Genomic DNA, 17,081 nt, shown 5'->3' with positions numbered 1-17,081 from the left:
TTTTTTTTTTGTTCCCCTCTCCCCCCCCCCCCCCCCCGGGGGTGGGGTGTGGGGGCCCCCCCAAGGCCGAAGCCCCTCTGGAAATCATTCATGCAGGTGCTTCGCCCGCACCCTCATCCGCCCTCTGGGCACCTTCTCCCGAGAGGAGAAGGAAAGCGCTGGAAGCCCCTCTCCCGGCGGGAGTGGGGTGGGGGAGAGGGTAGGGGGCGAAGCCCTCTGGAAATCATTCATGCAGGGGCTTCGCCCACACCCTCATCCGCCCTTCGGGCACCTTCTCCCGAAGGGAGAAGGGTCAGACTTCAAGCATCACTCCGCCTCGTTCGGATCCGCCTTCCAATAACCGGTAGCGCGGATCCACTCCTTCGGCACCTGCAGATGCCCTTCCACAAACTTGCGCATCATCCGCGCACGCTTGGACTCCGTGGCAATCCAGTAGAACGTATCGCCATCGGGCTGCTCGAAGTCCACCAGCGCGTCTTCCAGCAAGGTGCTGCTGGCCGCATCAAAACCATTGCGCTCGAACCACGACACCGTCACCTGCGCTGCGCTCTCCAGCGGCTGCCGATCGCCTTCTTCCGGGATCTCGATGAACACTTCGGCATTCGCGCCCTCCGGCAGCTCCTCCAGCCGCCGCGCAATTGCCGGCAACGCCGTCTCATCGCCAATCAGCACATAGCAGTCGAAATCATCAGCCACCACGTGCGAGCCACGCGGGCCGGCTACCACCAGTTCATCGCCTACCTCGGCACTGGCCGCCCAACGGGTGGCCGGGCCATCGCCGTGCAGCACGAAATCCAGGACCAGCTCGCCGGCGTCGGCATCGTAGAAACGCGGCGTGTAATCGCGCGCCGGTGACGGTTGCTTGCCTTCCGGGTAGCGCGGGCCCTGTTCGGTGAGTTCGGGCAATACAAATTCGCCCTCGGCATTGGCGAAAAACAGCTTTACGTGATCATCCGGCGAGCGGCTGTCAAAGCCTTCCAGTGCGGCGCCGCCAACAACAACGCGCTGCATGTTCGGGGTAAGCCGTTCAACGCGGAGTACCTGCAGCTGGCGGAAGCGCGGGGTGAGGCGGATAAGTTGGGTTTCATGTGTAGGCATCGGCAATCCTGGGCTGCGGGAAATGGTTTGTCCGGGGCGGTGACCGCCCAGGACTGGATCAATGAAGCTGGCCGCGCCGGTCAGGCGCGGTCCTGCGGGTCAAGCCGCGCAACCGTGTCGGCGAGGATCTGCGTGACGCGGGCGATTTCCTGCTCGGTCCAGCTTTCCTGGCGGCTGAGGATGGCGTCGCGCAGTTGTTCCATCGTCTCGCGCACCTGCGGCGGGATGGCCGCCTTGCGGATGCGGCGCGCGCTGTCACGGGTGCGCTGCTGGGCATCGTCGATGGCCTCGCGCTCGGCATCGGCCTGGGCGCGGCCGGCATCGGTGATGGCGTAGCGCTTGCGGCCGTTTTCCTGGTCGGCGGCGATCAGTTCCATGTCTTCCAGCAGGGACAAGGTGGGGTAGACCACGCCCGGGCTGGGCGCGTAGGCGCCATCAAACAACTCGCCGATCAGTTGGATGAGCTCGTAACCATGGCGTGGCTGCTGCTCGATCAGCGCCAGCAGTAACAGGCGCAGGTCGCCGCGGCCCAGCGGCCGGCGCGAGCCGCCGTCGCCACCACGCCCACCACGGCCGCCGCCGCCGCGATGCCCGGGGTGACCGCCGCGGCCGTGTGGGCCGCGCTCACCGCGCCCGCCTTCCAGCGGATGGCCGTGCTGGGCGGGGCGGCCTTCGTGGCCTTCGGCGCTGCCACGGATGCGGCCGTGCTCGTGATGATGCTGGTGATGCCCGCGACGGTGCGGGGCGTGGCCTTCGGCTGCCGGCTGGGCGCCACCCCGGTGGGTGTGGAGGCCGTGCGGGCGCTCTGAGGGAGGCAGGTGCTGCGGGAGAGAGTAGAGGTTCTTCATGTCGTTTTAGATATATCGATTGTGTTGACGAAAAGATATATCTAAAACTTCCGGATTTCCAACGCTGGACTCCAGGACGATGCCGGCCGTTCAGGTTCACGCCAGACGCCTGATTCGACGACCGCCGTGCCCCCCGCGTCCTCAGTTAGTCATGCGCATGCGCCACGCTGTCCCTCGGCCGCTGACACGCAGTGTCCCAACATGTCCGCATCGCCTGAAAAGCCTGTCGCACATGTCTTGCGGACACTGGCTTTTAAGCCTCCATACGTGTGCGTAGCCAGCTTGGGAGGGGCTAGCGTGCGTTACACTTCAGGGATTCAAAACAACGACAAGCGCGCGAGTGCGTGCAGTAACTGGAGCGCTAATGAACTGGTTGAACGAGATGCTTAACAACGATACGAACCCCCTGGAAACCCAGGAGTGGATCGAGTCGTTGAAGGCCGTTATCGATGTCGAGGGCCCCGAGCGCGCGCATCAGTTGCTGGAAGGCATGGTTGAACTGACCCGTCGTTCGGGTGCATTCCTGCCGTTCTCGCCCACGACCGAATACGTCAACACCATCGAGCCGCAGCTGGAAGCCAAGAGCCCCGGCAATGCGGAACTGGAATGGCGCATTCGTTCCATCATCCGTTGGAACGCGATGGCCACCGTGGTGCGCGCCAACCGCAAGCCGGGTGACCTGGGCGGCCATATCGCCTCGTTCGCATCGGGCGCAACGCTCTATGACGTGGGCTTCAACCACTTCTGGCGCGCGCCGAGCGACAACCACCCGGGCGATCTGCTGTTCATCCAGGGCCACAGCGCCCCGGGTATCTATGCGCGTTCCTTCCTGGAAGGCCGCATCAGCGAGCAGCAGCTGGACAAGTTCCGCATGGAAGTGGATGGCGGCGGTCTGTCGTCCTACCCGCACCCGTGGCTGATGCCCGATTACTGGCAGACCCCGACCGTGTCGATGGGCCTGGGCCCGCTGGCTGCCATCTACCAGGCGCAGTTCCTGCGTTACCTGGAAAACCGTGGCCTGATCGAAAAGAGCGACCGCAAGGTGTGGTGCTTCATCGGCGACGGCGAGTCGGACGAGCCGGAAACCCTGGGCGCCATCGCACTTGCCGGCCGCGAAGGCCTGGACAACCTGATCTTCGTGGTCAACTGCAACCTGCAGCGCCTTGATGGCCCGGTGCGTGGCAATGGCAAGATCATCCAGGAACTGGAAGGCGTGTTCCGTGGCGGCGGCTGGAACGTGATCAAGCTGCTGTGGGGCGGTTACTGGGATGCCCTGCTGGCCAAGGACACCAATGGCGTCCTGAAGAAGCTGATGATGGAAACCGTCGACGGCGAATACCAGAACTGCAAGGCCTTCGGCGGCGCGTATACGCGCGAGCATTTCTTCGGCAAGTACCCGGAAACCGCAGCCATGGTTGCCGGCCTGTCCGACGACGACATCTGGCGCCTGAACCGTGGCGGCCACGATCCGCACAAGGTGTACGCCGCCTACCACCAGGCCGTGAACACCAAGGGCATGCCGACCGTGATCCTGGCCAAGACGGTCAAGGGCTACGGCATGGGCAGCGCTGGCGAAGCGCTCAACCCCACCCACCAGACCAAGAAGCTGGACGACGAATCGGTCCGCCATTTCCGCGACCGCTTCAACATCCCGGTTACCGACGAGCAGCTCAAGGACGGCCAGGTGCCGTTCTACCACCCGGGCCCGGATTCGCCGGAAATGAAGTACCTGCAGGAGCGTCGTGCAGCGCTGGGCGGCTACCTGCCGCAGCGTCGCCAGAAGGCCGACAAGTCCTTCATCGCACCGAAGCTGGAAACCTACGAGCGCCTGCTCAAGGAATCCGGCGAGCGCACCTATTCCACCACCATGGCCTTCGTGCAGACGCTGAACATCAGCCTGCGTGACAAGGAACTGGGCCCGCGCCTGGTGCCGATCGTCGCCGACGAAGCGCGCACCTTTGGTATGGAAGGCCTGTTCCGCCAGATCGGCATCTACGCCCCGTACGGCCAGAAGTACAAGCCGGTCGACGCCGACCAGCTCATGTACTACCGCGAAGACCAGAGCGGCCAGGTGCTGCAGCAGGGCATCAGCGAGCCGGGTGCCATGTCCTCGTGGATGGCGGCCGGTACCAGCTACTCGGTCAGCAACGTGCCGATGCTGCCGTTCTACATCTACTACTCGATGTTCGGCTTCCAGCGCATCGGCGACATTGCCTGGCAGGCAGCGGACATGCGTACCCGCGGCTTCCTGCTCGGCGGCACCGCCGGCCGCACCACGCTGAACGGTGAAGGCCTGCAGCACGAAGATGGCTTCAGCCATATCGTTGCTGGCGGCATTCCGAACGTGCGCAGCTACGACCCGACCTTCGGTTTCGAAGTAACCGTCATCCTCCAGCACGGCACCAAGGCCATGATGGAAGACCAGATCGACGAGTACTACTACATCACCCTGATGAACGAGAACTACGCCCACCCGGCCATGCCGGAAGGCGCTGCCGAAGGCATCATCAAGGGCATGTACCTGCTCACCGACGCCGGCAAGCCGAAGAAGGGCGAGCTGCGCGTGCAGCTGCTGGGCAGCGGCACCATCCTGCGCGAGGCCATTGCAGCGGCCGAACTGCTGGACAAGGATTTCGGCGTCACCGCCGACATCTGGAGCTGCCCCAGCTTCAACGAACTGCGTCGCGATGGTTTCGACGCCGAGCGTTGGAACCGCCTGCACCCGGAAACCGAAGCCCGCAAGCCCTACGTCACCCAGCTGCTGGAAGGCCGCCAGGGCCCGGTCATCGCCGCAACCGACTACGTGCGCGCCTACACCGACCAGATCCGCGCCTTCGTGCCGGCTACCTATTCGGTACTGGGCACGGATGGCTTCGGTCGTTCGGACACGCGTGCCAACCTGCGTCGTTTCTTTGAGGTTGACCGTTATTACATCGCGCATGCGGCCATTGCGGCGCTGGCGAAGGACGGGAAGATGACGGCTAAGGATGTCGCTCGGGCTATCAAGCAGTATGGGATTGATCCGGAGAAGGCTAATCCTGTTGGGGTTTGATTTATAAGCTATTTGGCTAGAAAGGGCGGCCATTGGCCGCCCTTTTTTTGGGGATACGTGGAATCGCTGACCTTGATTCAAACATCTTTGTCGGCCGACCTGATTAAAGTTCTCGGGCTGGGGCTTGAATGCCGCATCCTTATGATCTAAATTTGATCCGCTAGGGTGAATCGCCCGATCGCAGCAGTCATTGGTTTCGAACCCTTTTAAGAAGCCCTAACTTGGGCGTCCCAACTTAGTTGTAGGGGCAAGTTCGGAGGGGTACTCCCCCCTCCCCTCTCGCGAGCGAGAGGAGCGGTGTGACGGTAGGTCTAGCCAAAGATCGTGGATGGCAAGATTTAAAGGGGCGGTGACGAAAGCGACATCCTGATCCAAAACGCTATTGAATGTACTGGCTAGGCCTACACTTAATATGGATACTGCTCCAAGGAAGGTTTCAAGTGGTTCAATTTCTTCAATATTCGGTTTGTGCAGAACGCTTGATGTTTCTCGTAAGGACTTGCTCAAGTTACTGAAGAGTGACCAGGACTTATGGTATCAACAAAAGGAAGTTGCTAAGGCGGATGGAATCCGCGTCGTGCACAATCCTTCGCCAGATCTCAGGAGATTTCAGCGTCGATTGAATAAGAGAGTTTTGGCAAGTTCAACGGTTCTAGTCTGGCCTCACTTTCTGTATGGTTCGCTCCCGAATCAATTGATCGATGGTGTTTTGGTTTGTAAAGATTATGTTGCCTGTGCGAACGTGCATTCTGGGGCAAAGTCAATTTTAAAAGTTGACGTAAAAGATTTCTACAATAATGTTCATTCCGAAGTCGTCAAGGATTCACTTTTAAGTGTACTGAAGGTTTCGGAGGGTGTGGCAGAAGTATTAACTCGCCTATGCACTTGGAAGGGTAGTCTTGTTCAAGGTGCATTAACCTCAAGCTACCTTGCAAATCTCTGTCTGCACGATTTGGAAGGTGGTGTGGTCGAAAGACTTAGGCGCAAGGGAATGGTTTACACGCGTCTTGTGGACGATATTACTGTTTCGTCCAAAAGAGATGGCGTCGATTTCTCGTACGCGGACGAAATAATATCGGAGATGCTTCGTAGCAAGGGGCTGCCCGTAAACCGGCTTAAGACTAAATGCGTTTATTCGTCGAGCGAGAGTTTGGTTGTTCACGGGCTTCGTGTTGCATTCGATAGCCCCAGGTTGCTTGAGGATGAGCCTAGGCGAATTCGGGCAAATGTGAAGAACATCGAGATGTTAGCGGCTGAAGGGAACTACCGGCAAACGCATTCCTACAGACACGACTTTAATCGTTGCATGGGGCGAGTGAATAAGTTGAGCCGTGTAGGGCACCGTCAACATGCCAATCTGATGGCGCGCCTTAGGAGGATATTGCCCTTGCCGTCGAGTTCCGATCTTGCCAGGGCTAGGGCGGCAGCAACGAGAATTGAAGCCGAGGCCGTTTCGAGCCGCTTATCCTATGGATATCGCAAGAGATTCTTTACGCTACAGGAGCGGCTCAACGTTCTTGCAAGAGGATTTCCAGTGGAAGCAGCGGAAATTCGGTCTCGTATGTCCAATGTCAGGCCGGCGAAACATAATGAGTAGAAAAAGTGTGACAGATGGCCGGATCCTGGTGCTTGCTTTGGTTTTAGCACTAGTCTTGTTGCTGGGGCTATGCGTCGCCGTAGCTATCTTTTGGGCAACGCGAGGTGATCCGGCCGTCAAGGAGCTGGAATTTTGTTTCTCAAACAAATGCGTAGATCTCTTTAAGAAGACCTTCGAGAATGCAATTAGTGTCATTTCTCTGACGTTCTCAGTACTGGTGGCTATTGCAACAGTTGGCGGCATATTTGTCGCATTGTTGGTTTACAGGGAAACTGTCAGGGCGAATTCGTTATCTAATCACATTTCTCATCTTGCACTATTTCGATCGTATGTCGAGAAGGAGGTAGGGAGGATGAATATGCTGAGAGAGTCGTCGGTGGACTCTCATTGTTGGTACGTCTTGATGTTTCCTCAATCTAGGGTTGGGGATACTACGATTTCTTTTGAATACAACCGCGCGTTCGAGGAAATACGTAAATGTATTTTGAGCTCGAATAGTAGCGCGACCAGGGCGGAGAATGGCTCATTTCGATTTTTGGCTCACCAAGATCAAGTTATCGCGGCTCTGAAAGGTGTCGGCTTGACAATACGTCGCCAGCCTCGAATGGAGTTCTTTGAGCTTGAAGGTGAGATCTATCAATTGATTGATTCTGTTAATAGTGCGTTCTGTTACTCTGAGCCGATAGAACGTCTCCCTGATAGGCGTTATAGATAATGGGGTAGGGGCAGGAAAGCAGAGGTCAGAGTCAGGCTAATTCTTCTCCGGGTCCTGTCGGGGGGGGGGGCTAGGCCCATATACGATTGCGTCTGATTTACGTACGGACGATGAATTCAAGGTTCACTGGGTAGTTATTTGAGTCGTAGAAATTGAGTAGGCTTCTGCTCGTCATTGCTTTCCTTATGTTGGTTATTTGCTTCCGTAAGTAGCAACTCATACGTCTGCACGCGAGTGCGGAGAAAAATGAGGTGCCAGAAGATCGCATATGCCAGCATGAGTGCGAGAGCGAGTAAAGCTTGAATGAAGGTGATGTTGTTCAGTGCTTTCCAGTCGCCTAATCGCCAATCCTTGAACTGCAGGTAGAGAGCCAAAAGTAACGGCACCACCCCAAGCCGCTCTATTCCACCTGTAAAAAGTCCTAATCGTTCGTGCATCATTGCCCGTCTATTTTGAACGTATAGAAGGCGCCGCTTGCGTTGTTCAAAAGGGAACGCTCGCATGAGATCAATAATTTCTTGCTGCTGTTGATAGCCTGCTTCCAATTCTTCCGCGTGGTTTGCGCGGGCATGGCGGAACTGCCGCCAATCTCGCTTTACAACTAGTGCGGCATGCACAGCGAATCCGGCTACTTCAGAAATTAGGCCGCCATAAAGTGCGAGCGATCCCGCAACGCCAGGTAAAGTAGCTCCCAACAGCAAGCCTATGCCAGCCCCGCCAATGCCAGCAATGAGCGACCAACGTTCCAGCTTCCTGAATTTTGGTTCCTCGGTCCTCTTCAGACACTGATCCAGAAGTTCGTTTAGGTCGGGGAACTCTATGCTTCGCAGCGTGAGGGGCTGATTGCTCAAATCTTTACGCGGCTCTTGCAAGTTTTCGATTGACTTCATGCGCAGTCCTCCTTTGATCCAAGCTTGTGCCTTGGTGCGCTGCCTATCCAGGGGCGGCCTCGGTGCGGCTGCTGGTTGCTCCATCAGCTTTTTGATGTGGCCAATAGTTCCGCAATAGGGTCACACGCTTTCTTGAATGTCTTGTCATATACGTGGCTCTGGTGAAAGGCCAGGTAAGCGCACTGCTCTTCGCTGAACTCACCAGTAGCTCTACGTGATTTTAGGTTTAGACCTATGCGTTTGATCACTTCAGCCGGTAGATGTGATGAGCATTCGATGCGCCCCGCGTTGGTGAAGGTGATCCAGCCTCGATCAAAAAGTAAGTCCGCATGAGGCGTTAGCAGCAAGCCATTGGCGCCGTCGACACGTTCGCTACCTGTCTCACAGGCTGACCAGGGCTTCATGTGGCTTGCTCGAAGGAAACGCAGGTCTGCGATGCCGGTGATGCGGCACTCTTTCTCGAAAGAAAGTAGTCGCCGTTTAAACAAGCTTTGCTTCGTGCGCACTTCGGTGAGTTTATCGGTCGATGTGGAGTCGAGCTCTAGCATCGTCTGGAAGTCGCGTGTATTGAAGAAACCAATGGAATCTGTGTTAAGTGGCTCGAGCTCGAATACGATGGCAACACGGGGAGTTCCCTTTGTATCGGGAATGCCTGGTTCTTTATAAGAATTAATGTAGCGAAATTCCCCCATGTATCGACAGGGACGGCTGTGTCCCATCATCTGGAACACAACTAATCTTTTGCCGTTGACCAGGTGCTCACGGATTGCTCGGTTTCCACGTTTGTCTTGCATATCTCCGATCTGGCCCTCTCCGAAGTAATGGAAGTGGCCGTTGTCGTCCCAGCGATCGTTGTAGCCGTGCTGCTTACCAGCTTCGCCTGTAAAAATTATGACGAAGGGGCTCTTGGGAGGCGTTGAGATGCCGCTCCGTTGCTGACCACCCAGGACGTCGTGGATGTCGAGCAAACGGCTGTAGAGCGCGCCAACCTCATAACGCGGATCTAGTGGAACATTGGTCATTCGGCTTCGCCTCCCCTGAGTGCCAAAATCGGCGCCTTTATGGTCTCTTCGGCGCTTTGCGTGTCTTTATATGCGCAATCAGAAAAGTATGGAAGCACGCGTAGGGAGGATGCTGAATGGATGGTTGCGACTTTCCACCACCGAGATCAATCCGCTCCCTTGCACTGGCCCCAATTCCGCATCGGCAATTTGGCGTGGGCTGACTCGCTGGGTTGAGGGCCTTAGCATGAGAGGCGCTTCGCATTCAACAGAATAGAGTGCAAGGCCGTAGTGACCCGCCAGAATCTCGTCGAACAGACCCGGCGCCGGAGAAACGGTTCTTAGGCCTACATGCAGCAAGGATTGCTCGGCCATTGGGGTTTTCCCCTTTCGGGACGAGCGACACCAAATCTTCCATCTCAACCGGTGGGACTGGCCCAGGGCAGTCTTGCTGCTCTTTAGCCGGGTTGAGAGAGAAATGGAGGGGGAGAATGGCTTCGGAGTCTTGGAGTACCTATTTCGGGATGCCGGCAACTGGAAGACGCATAGCGCGGTATTGCTGCGCGGCAAGGTGCGGGCCAACGGCGTGGCGATCCGTTCCTGTTTGGAACAAGGCGAGTTGTTCGTGCCAGAGCAGGTGTTGCTACCAGCCCTGCATCAGCAGCATTGGCGCGACCACGAGGATGGTCCTAACAATCTGGACCATGCCTTTCACGAGTTCGTAGGGCTACGGGATGCTCGGGAACAGGACCTAGTGTCGTTGTCGCCTTGCGGATCCCTCGTGCAACTGGTTTCGTTGTTCGTAGCGGCGCAGGGCAGATGGGATGTGCGCTGCTCGCGCCATGTCGAGTGAGCCGCAGCCGGGCCGGAGTCGGTTTAGCTCCCTTGCCTTACCAACGCGCAACTGCCCGATCCCCGTGGCTAACGTAAGAGTCGCCGGTAATCGTTTAAACGGCCCGCCCAGGCCGTTGTAAACCCCGTAAACCGCAATCGAATTCTGTACGATACGCGCGGGGACAACGCGGTGTCGGGGGATTTACGACAGCGTTGCGAGTTTTTATTTGGCATCCGTCGTTCCGCATGAAGCGGGCGGCGCGCCTTCGCCTGCCCTCCATATCGAACACCCAATGATCGCCACCCTCCTAGTCGGCATGCTCTGCGTCTATCTGCTGAGCTTCACCGTGATGTTTCTGCTCATCAGTCGTCGGCTGCAGGACGAGAACATGGGCATGGACGTCTTTGGCGTGGGCAACCTCATGCTGGGTGGTGCCTATGTGCTGCAGCTGCTGGAAGGGGCGCCGGGCTGGAGCTGGCTGAGCATGCTCAACCACACGCTCACGCTGTGCTCGCTGCTGGCGTATTGCGTGGGCGGGGCGCGGTTCTTTGGCCGCTCGACGCCGCTTGCCGTGCCGCTGCTGTGTCTGGCGGTGGGTTACAGCCTGGTGCAGATTCTGGTGAACTGGGCCTTCGGTCCGGTTGCGCGCTATGTGATGTTGGCCGGTGTCTGCGCAGTGTCCTTCGTCGCGATGGTGGCTATGCTGTTGTACGGCGTACGCAGCTTCGCCAAGGATCTGCGCGGTGAAGTGTTGCTGTTTGCCGGCCTGATCAGCGGCATCTGCGTTCTGAACGTGATCAAGCTCAGCAAGCTGTTGTCAGGTGGCTTTGAGGCGGTGAGCAACGATGGCCGGTTCTCGATGGTTTTCTACGTCTACATGTGTTCGCTGGCGACCATCCTGCCGCCGTCGATCGTCTGGCTGGTGCTGCGTCGTCTCACCGACAGCTTGCGCACCGTCGCCGCCCGCGATCCGCTGACCCATCTGCTCAACCGTCGCGGCCTGAGTACGGCGTTGGCCGCTTGCTTCCGGCGGCCGGGAACCACGGCGCGGTTGCTGTTGGTCGATCTGGATCACTTCAAGAACATCAACGACAGCTACGGCCACCAGGTAGGCGATGCGGTGCTGTGCGGCGTGGCCGATGCGCTGCGCGCCTCGGTGCGCAAGGACGACCTGGTCTGCAGACTGGGCGGCGAAGAGTTCGCGGTCATCTGTGTGGGTGCCGACGATGCGTCCGTGCTGCGTCTGGCCGAGCGCGTGCGCAGCAGCATCGAGCAGAAGGTGATGCTGCAGGGCGCGCTCTACGCGCAGCTGCGCTGCACGGTGACAATTGGTGTGTCGGACAGCTTTGGCAGCGAGGCGGCCTTGGGCCAGGCCATGCAGCAGGCCGATGCGGCGCTGTATCGCGGCAAGCACACCGGCCGCAATCGGGTGGAGCACAACCAGAGCCCGAGCCGGCTCAACGCCACGCTGGATACGGTTCACTAGCCGCTTGGGTTGCTGTCCCGGTTTTGTTGATGCCGATATTTGGCTCGGGAAAACTCTTTCGAGGGCCAGCCTTGCACGTGATAGATGAGTTGGCCGGATGCTGGCTGCGATGCTCATCCACGGCCCGGCATAAGCATTTCGAATCATTGGATCGGCGGCTCCATGCAGGCAGTCGGCGTTTCATCCCAAAGGGCCAAAATATTGACGCGCTTGAGCGCTCTATCGCCTGCATGCGTTGTGTATACGCTGCCAATTGCCGTCTATAGAATTCGCTCCGGGGATTCCAGATATTTGCTTCGCGCTTTCAATGCGGCGGGATGGATGGCGGGTTCCTCCACTATTCCTGTCGAAATGGAAGTCGCGTAAATGCAGATTCGTTTGTTGTCGCTGGCGCTGCTGGCACTGGTGTGTGCGGATGCCCACGCTGTTGAAGACCTTGCACCGCAGGAAGCTGCAGCAACCGTCGAGCGCCCTGCGCGTATCCGCCTGTTCGGGCAGAACGGCGTCGGCCTCACGATGTATACCAATGCCCGCTGCAAGGACGAGTACGACGAGGAAGTCGAGGCGTCCGGTTCGATTGGGCATTACTTCAAAGCGATGGTACGCAAGAAGCCGGAGAACGTGACCATCGGCATGCCCGAGACCGCCGACACGCGCAACCTGGCTACGCGCGACCAGCTGTGGGCCAGCCCGTATTACGCCGAGCACCCACTGGTGCCGGGGCAGCCGGTGATGCTCAAGGCGAACGTCGCCAATGGCTCAGGCTGGACCTGCAACCGCGGCCGCGGAATCGAAGCCAGCTTTGTTCCGGAGCCCGGCGTGGACTACGAGGGCGACATGATCCGCGACTTCGAAGGCGGCAGCTGCGGCATCGCCCTGCGGCGGATAGCGCCGGACGGAACCACCACGCCGGTCATCAGCCGCATGATGGCGCCCAAGTGCGAAGGTGAGCCAGCACCAACGCCATCATTGATGGTGATGCTGATGGATCCGGACAACCTGCAGTACCGGCTCGCGGAAGAGGGCGCCGGCATCGACGAACTCGATAACGATGAGGACAGCCTCGAGGACCTGGAGGAAATGATCGCCGACGCACCCATCGCACCGGGCGTGCCGGTATGCATCGTCGCCAGTGACGAAACCAACAGCAGCGAGTTCGGCAAGAAGCTCCCCGCGCTGTTGGAAAAGCGTGGCGCACAGGCACAGGTGACCCGGGTGGACGCCAAGGCGCTCACGGCGGAATGGAACCTGACCGAACAGCGCCCGCTGAGCTTTGCCCTGGCCGAGTACTACTGCCGGTCGATTGCCGGGCAGCGTTGATCGAACGGCATGTACCTGCGGGGATTGCAGATAGCAAACGTCGAGACAGAACAGGACGAATGGTAAGGATTACGCCTTCCGATACTGCGCATCTGTTCTTTGGGGGAGGAGATAGGGGCGTGATTTCACCACGCCCTGATTGCGGCTTTGGCTGCATCGAGCGCTATGCTCCGGACAACTGCACAAGGAAGCTGCGCTATGACTCAACGGCAAACAAGCGTGTTCATATTATTGGCAGCGCTATTGATGCTGCCGGGCACCGCTTCAGGTAGTCAGCCCAAAGGTCGGTATCAGCAAGCGGTGATTTCAGACGAAGGCGGTGCTCTTTGCCTGCGGGCGAATGATGTGCCGGAGTTGAAGCGTGCCGCGTCCATAGTCACCAACGTCACGATCTACCATCGCCAAGCTGGCGCTCAACGCCCCATCTGGTCGCAGAGCTATCCTCCGAATGAAGTGGCGCCACCAGTGATATCACCGGGTGATTGCATGGATGACGTCGGCACGGAAGAAAATCCGTTGCCGGCGTTGGTTCCTGGCGCGGAGTATTCGGCGGAAGTTGCCGGCTTCATTGCGGACAAGAACGGCAGCCCAGTGAGGCGTTGGTATAGCGGCCACTTCTGTATGGTGCGGAGTGAGAGCGGGTTTGAGGTTCGGCAGGTTCTGTTTGACCGGCGCCGGGGCGCGTGGCGCTGGGATGCGTGCGGTCTGGAGAGTTGACCGAATGCCAGGCGGCGGGATTGAATTCGGGCTGCTCCCTGGGTGAAAGAACGACTTGGCCGGATAGCCCGCTACCGAGCTACCCGCTTACTGGCATCATCCATCCATGACCGTCACTCTCGACCACCTGCGGCGCTATGCCGTCGCGCGCTCGTTGTTCAAGCCGACCACGCTGATGCGAGCGATCGCCAAGCTGGGTTTTGTGCAGGCGGATCCCATTCGTGCCCCTGCACGGGCGCAGGATCTGACCTTGCGGCAGCGGGTGGTGGGGTACCGGGCAGGCGATCTTGAGCGGCGTTACCCGCGCTTGCCGTTGGAGGAAGATTTCTTCGTCAACTATGGCTTCCTGCCGCAAGGCCACCATGCGCTGATGCACCCGCGTCAGGCGCGTTTGGAGTGGGCGCCAGCGCGTTGGAAGCAGGCGCAGGCGGTGCAGGCATTCATCGCCGAGCGCGGTGCGGTGCACCCTCGCGAAGTGGATGCCCATTTTGCCCATGGCAAGACCACCAACTGGTTTGGTGGATCGTCCAATGCCAGCACGCAGTTGCTGGACGGCATGCATTATCGCGGCCTGCTGCGGGTGGCGCGGCGTGACGGCGGTACCCGGGTTTACGCGGTGCGTGAGGCGGCGCCAGCGGTAGCCGCGCTGGATATCGACGTACGCATGGATGCGCTGATTGATCTCATCGTCGCCAAGTACGCACCCTTGCCGGACGCCAGCCTGGGACAGCTGGTGGCCTACCTGGGCAATGGTGTCCCGCAGTGGAAGGATGCGCGCAAGCCGGCTTTGGTGCGGGCGCGTCAGCGCTTGCAGCGGACGAGGGTGGATGGCGTGGATTGGCTATGGCCGGCCGATGAGCGCGCCGAGAGCCGCCGCTGGAAACCGGATGCGCAGGTGCGCCTGCTGACACCATTCGATCCGGTGGTGTGGGACCGCCGTCGTTTCGAGCTGTTGTGGGGTTGGGCTTATCGCTTCGAAGCCTATACACCGCCGGGCAAGCGCAAGCTGGGTTATTACGCCTTGCCGCTGTTGTGGGGTGAGCGGGTGATCGGCTGGGGCAATCTGTCTGTTGCTGCCGGCGTATTGAACGCCGAGCTCCGGTACGTCGATGGGCGGGCACCGCGCGATGCTGCATTTGTCCGCGAACTGGACGCGGAGATGGCGCGAATGCGGGTGTTTCTTGGCCTTGAGGAATGAGCTGAGATCATCTGTGCCGATGGGGCAGGGCGGGTGTGGTCTTCTGCATTCGTGATGTTCTGGTGGTATCGGAACCGGCACTGGGCGAGATCCGCAGGGCGTTTGGCTGTGTCCTTCGATGGCGGGCGGCCATGTTGGTGAGTTGAGTTGATCCGTCGCTGTCGCATCGGGCATGCTGCATCGCCTCCATAAGCGCTGCCGCAAGGAACACCCACGTGCCGCCAACCACCGCTGCAACCGCCCGCAACAGCGGTGTCCATATGGCTGTGGCTTTCGTGGCCATGGGCAGTTGGGCCGCGTTCGCCAACCTGGCGCATCCGATGCCGCGCCCGCTGATCGCCGGCCTGGTGCAGGGCACGTTGTCAGCGCTGATCACCTTGTTCCTGAAACGGATGATCGAAGCGCTGTCGGCGCGCTTGCCCGGCAGTGCGGGTTACTGGGTGCCGCCGTTGGTGGCCATCGCGGCGTCCTTGAGCCTGCTCAGCAGCATTCACTGGCTGGCTGGCACGCCTGAGATCCTGCGGACGATTATCGTGCCGTTATCGGTTACCGCTATTTACGCGACCACCTACAACCTGGCGCTGCGGCGCGCAGCCCGCCACCTGTAGTGCCGAGCCATGCTCGGCAGGGGCTTTACAAGGGTAGCCCGAAGCGCAAAAAGCAAAAGCACCCCTCCCAACCCTCCCCTTGCCTGCGGCAAAGGGAGGGCTCAACGCGGCACTGTAGTGCCGAGTCATGCTCGGCAGGGGCCTTACCCGTATCGCAGCACTGTAGCCATCAGCTGCCGGCCGGGTTGGCTCATTCAATGTACTTGGCAATATCGAGCTGACCGCTAGCTCTTTCAGACGGCCGTCAGCTTCGCGGCTTACGCCGCTCCCACATGCTGCGGCGGGCTCCAGCTGCTATGACAACCGCATTTGAATAGCAGGCACCTGCTCAGCTTTGTGCGCGCTGCCACACGGAAAAGCCACGCTGCAATAACCGTGGCCGTTGCAGGCTGGCGATGCGGCATGCTGCCGCTGTGGAGGTTGCAATGACCAACAAGCAGACCCATCAGAACATGCATAAAGGTGAGCAGAATCGCCCGGAGCGCCCGGCTACCGAAGACGCGCGTAATGCCAACCCTTCGCGTCAGGCCTCGCGTGGTGAGCCCAGTCATCAGAAGGACATGCACGATCAGCACATGCTTGATCAGCGCGAGGCGGGCAAGCGCGATCAGGGCAAGAAGCACTAGCTTGAACGCGTATTCCGGCTGGCGCCGCCCCGGTGCGGGCGGCGCTGGTTGGGGTCAGGACTTCGCGTCGTCACTGCATCGCACACCTTGCTCCGCTTGGTTGAAGCAAGGCAACGCTGCCAATTCACTTTTTCAGCCAAGCGCATCGCAGCCGGCCGATGTCACTTCCCGGTGACAGCACCTGCGACACGCATCCGCGCGTCGCAGGTGCCTGCTCGCTCTGGATCCATCAATTGGCCGGTTCGCCGATGACCAGACCGCTATCGTCGACGCTGATCACGCCATCCACGGCGGCGGCTGCGGCGCTCATGCGGTCAGCTTCGCTCTGGCTGCCGACCTGGCCGCTCAGCGACACCATCCCGCCACGCGTCTGCACGTGGATTTCCATGCCCGGCGTGTCCCGTACGCGCAACAGCCTGGCTTTCACTTCGCGGCTTATCCAGGCGTCACTTCCTGGTTGATCGGCAGCGCCGTCGCCGAGCTCGACGGTGGGCGGCGCCTCCTGCGCGGACAGGGCAGTTGCGGTGGCCACCGGAGTGCAGGTGGGCAGGGCGGCTGCAATCAACAACACACTTCGCAGCTGCAGGCGTTTCATCGCGATGCTCCTCTGGGTGGACAAGGGCCAGCTTTCCTCGACCCATTGCGAGCCTAGCAAGACAGTGGTTAGCGGTTTGCGGCCTTGGTGTTAGCAGCGTGCGAACACCCGGTATTCAGCCAGAGAAATGCCAGCTGAAGCTTTGTTTGTCTTTCAGAATATTCAGCAGAACCGCACGCAACGCTTACGCGATCTGGCCTAACGTCATGTCACATTCAAAGCGGAGCCAGCTGATGACACGCGGTGATAAAAGCGCCTATACAGACAAGCAGAAGCGTCAGGCCGAACATATCGAGCAGAGCGAACGGGAGGAGGGGCACTCGAAGGAAGATGCCGAGCGCATCGCCTGGGCGACGGTGAACAAACAGGATGGCGGCGGGAAGAAGTCGGGTTCGGGGCGGGCTTCGAATAAGCATTAGTGAATGTTTGTTTGTGGGAGCGGCGTAAGCCGCGAAGCTGATGATCTGAAACAGCATGGGCTTCGCGGCTTACGCC

The 17,081-nt window shown here is 59.4% G+C and carries 15 protein-coding genes and 1 pseudogene; 11 read left to right on the top strand and 5 right to left on the bottom strand.

Annotation, left to right across the window (positions count from 1 at the left end; genetic code table 11):
* Window positions 1-306: 306 nt before the first annotated feature.
* Complete coding sequence (locus ACVOKO_RS18435; protein ID WP_346500657.1) at window positions 307-1,098, bottom strand: siderophore-interacting protein; 792 nt, start codon at window positions 1,096-1,098, stop codon at window positions 307-309.
* 80 nt (window positions 1,099-1,178) lie between these two features.
* On the bottom strand, window positions 1,179-1,946 hold the full coding sequence (locus ACVOKO_RS18430; RefSeq protein ID WP_346500655.1) for a PadR family transcriptional regulator: 768 nt from the start codon (window positions 1,944-1,946) through the stop codon (window positions 1,179-1,181).
* A gap of 364 nt (window positions 1,947-2,310) precedes the next feature.
* On the opposite strand from ACVOKO_RS18430, the gene aceE reads away from it, so the two are divergent.
* From aceE to ACVOKO_RS18415, 3 genes are all read left to right on the top strand, one after another.
* Window positions 2,311-4,998, top strand: coding sequence for a pyruvate dehydrogenase (acetyl-transferring), homodimeric type (aceE, locus tag ACVOKO_RS18425; protein WP_346500653.1), 2,688 nt, complete (start codon window positions 2,311-2,313; stop codon window positions 4,996-4,998).
* A gap of 412 nt (window positions 4,999-5,410) precedes the next feature.
* Window positions 5,411-6,595: a reverse transcriptase family protein gene (locus ACVOKO_RS18420; protein WP_346500651.1), complete on the top strand. Its 1,185-nt coding sequence runs from the start codon at window positions 5,411-5,413 to the stop codon at window positions 6,593-6,595.
* On the top strand, window positions 6,567-7,310 hold the full coding sequence (locus ACVOKO_RS18415; protein WP_430980817.1) for a retron Ec48 family effector membrane protein: 744 nt from the start codon (window positions 6,567-6,569) through the stop codon (window positions 7,308-7,310). The genes ACVOKO_RS18420 and ACVOKO_RS18415 overlap by 29 nt, the downstream gene beginning before the upstream one ends.
* Window positions 7,311-7,444: 134 nt before the next feature.
* On the opposite strand, the gene ACVOKO_RS18410 is transcribed toward ACVOKO_RS18415, so the two are convergent.
* Window positions 7,445-8,200 (bottom strand): hypothetical protein, encoded by a 756-nt coding sequence (locus ACVOKO_RS18410; protein ID WP_346500649.1) that lies wholly within the window; start codon window positions 8,198-8,200, stop codon window positions 7,445-7,447.
* Window positions 8,201-8,283: 83 nt separating this feature from the next.
* Window positions 8,284-9,222: an SRA domain-containing endonuclease gene (locus tag ACVOKO_RS18405; protein ID WP_346500647.1), complete on the bottom strand. Its 939-nt coding sequence runs from the start codon at window positions 9,220-9,222 to the stop codon at window positions 8,284-8,286.
* Between the two features lie 457 nt (window positions 9,223-9,679).
* On the opposite strand from ACVOKO_RS18405, the gene ACVOKO_RS18400 reads away from it, so the two are divergent.
* The 7 genes from ACVOKO_RS18400 (at window position 9,680) to ACVOKO_RS18370 (ending at window position 15,991) form a co-directional block, all read left to right on the top strand.
* Window positions 9,680-10,054, top strand: a complete 375-nt coding sequence (locus ACVOKO_RS18400; RefSeq protein ID WP_346500645.1) for a hypothetical protein — start codon at window positions 9,680-9,682, stop codon at window positions 10,052-10,054.
* Between the two features lie 274 nt (window positions 10,055-10,328).
* Window positions 10,329-11,522, top strand: coding sequence for a GGDEF domain-containing protein (locus ACVOKO_RS18395; RefSeq protein WP_346500643.1), 1,194 nt, complete (start codon window positions 10,329-10,331; stop codon window positions 11,520-11,522).
* A 366-nt stretch (window positions 11,523-11,888) separates the two neighbouring features.
* On the top strand, window positions 11,889-12,842 hold the full coding sequence (locus tag ACVOKO_RS18390; protein WP_346500641.1) for a hypothetical protein: 954 nt from the start codon (window positions 11,889-11,891) through the stop codon (window positions 12,840-12,842).
* Window positions 12,843-13,061: 219 nt separating this feature from the next.
* Complete coding sequence (locus ACVOKO_RS18385) at window positions 13,062-13,559, top strand: hypothetical protein (RefSeq protein WP_346500639.1); 498 nt, start codon at window positions 13,062-13,064, stop codon at window positions 13,557-13,559.
* Window positions 13,560-13,665: 106 nt separating this feature from the next.
* Window positions 13,666-14,757, top strand: coding sequence for a DNA glycosylase AlkZ-like family protein (locus ACVOKO_RS18380; protein ID WP_346500637.1), 1,092 nt, complete (start codon window positions 13,666-13,668; stop codon window positions 14,755-14,757).
* A gap of 215 nt (window positions 14,758-14,972) precedes the next feature.
* On the top strand, window positions 14,973-15,365 hold the full coding sequence (locus tag ACVOKO_RS18375; RefSeq protein WP_346500635.1) for a hypothetical protein: 393 nt from the start codon (window positions 14,973-14,975) through the stop codon (window positions 15,363-15,365).
* A gap of 425 nt (window positions 15,366-15,790) precedes the next feature.
* Complete coding sequence (locus ACVOKO_RS18370; RefSeq protein WP_346500633.1) at window positions 15,791-15,991, top strand: hypothetical protein; 201 nt, start codon at window positions 15,791-15,793, stop codon at window positions 15,989-15,991.
* A gap of 229 nt (window positions 15,992-16,220) precedes the next feature.
* Here the strand turns inward: ACVOKO_RS18370 and ACVOKO_RS18365 are convergent, their stop codons facing one another.
* A complete protein-coding gene (locus ACVOKO_RS18365; protein ID WP_346500631.1) occupies window positions 16,221-16,586 on the bottom strand; it encodes a BON domain-containing protein in 366 nt (121 codons plus the stop codon).
* A gap of 233 nt (window positions 16,587-16,819) precedes the next feature.
* Here ACVOKO_RS18365 and ACVOKO_RS18360 point away from each other — a divergent pair.
* Window positions 16,820-16,999, top strand: a pseudogene (locus tag ACVOKO_RS18360) (hypothetical protein); the annotation flags it as partial.
* Window positions 17,000-17,081 lie beyond the last annotated feature (82 nt).

Source organism: Stenotrophomonas sp. STEN240, from assembly GCF_056756175.1.
The sequence above is the reverse complement of the archived record's forward strand: the minus strand, read 5'-3'. Positions and strand labels throughout refer to the sequence as shown.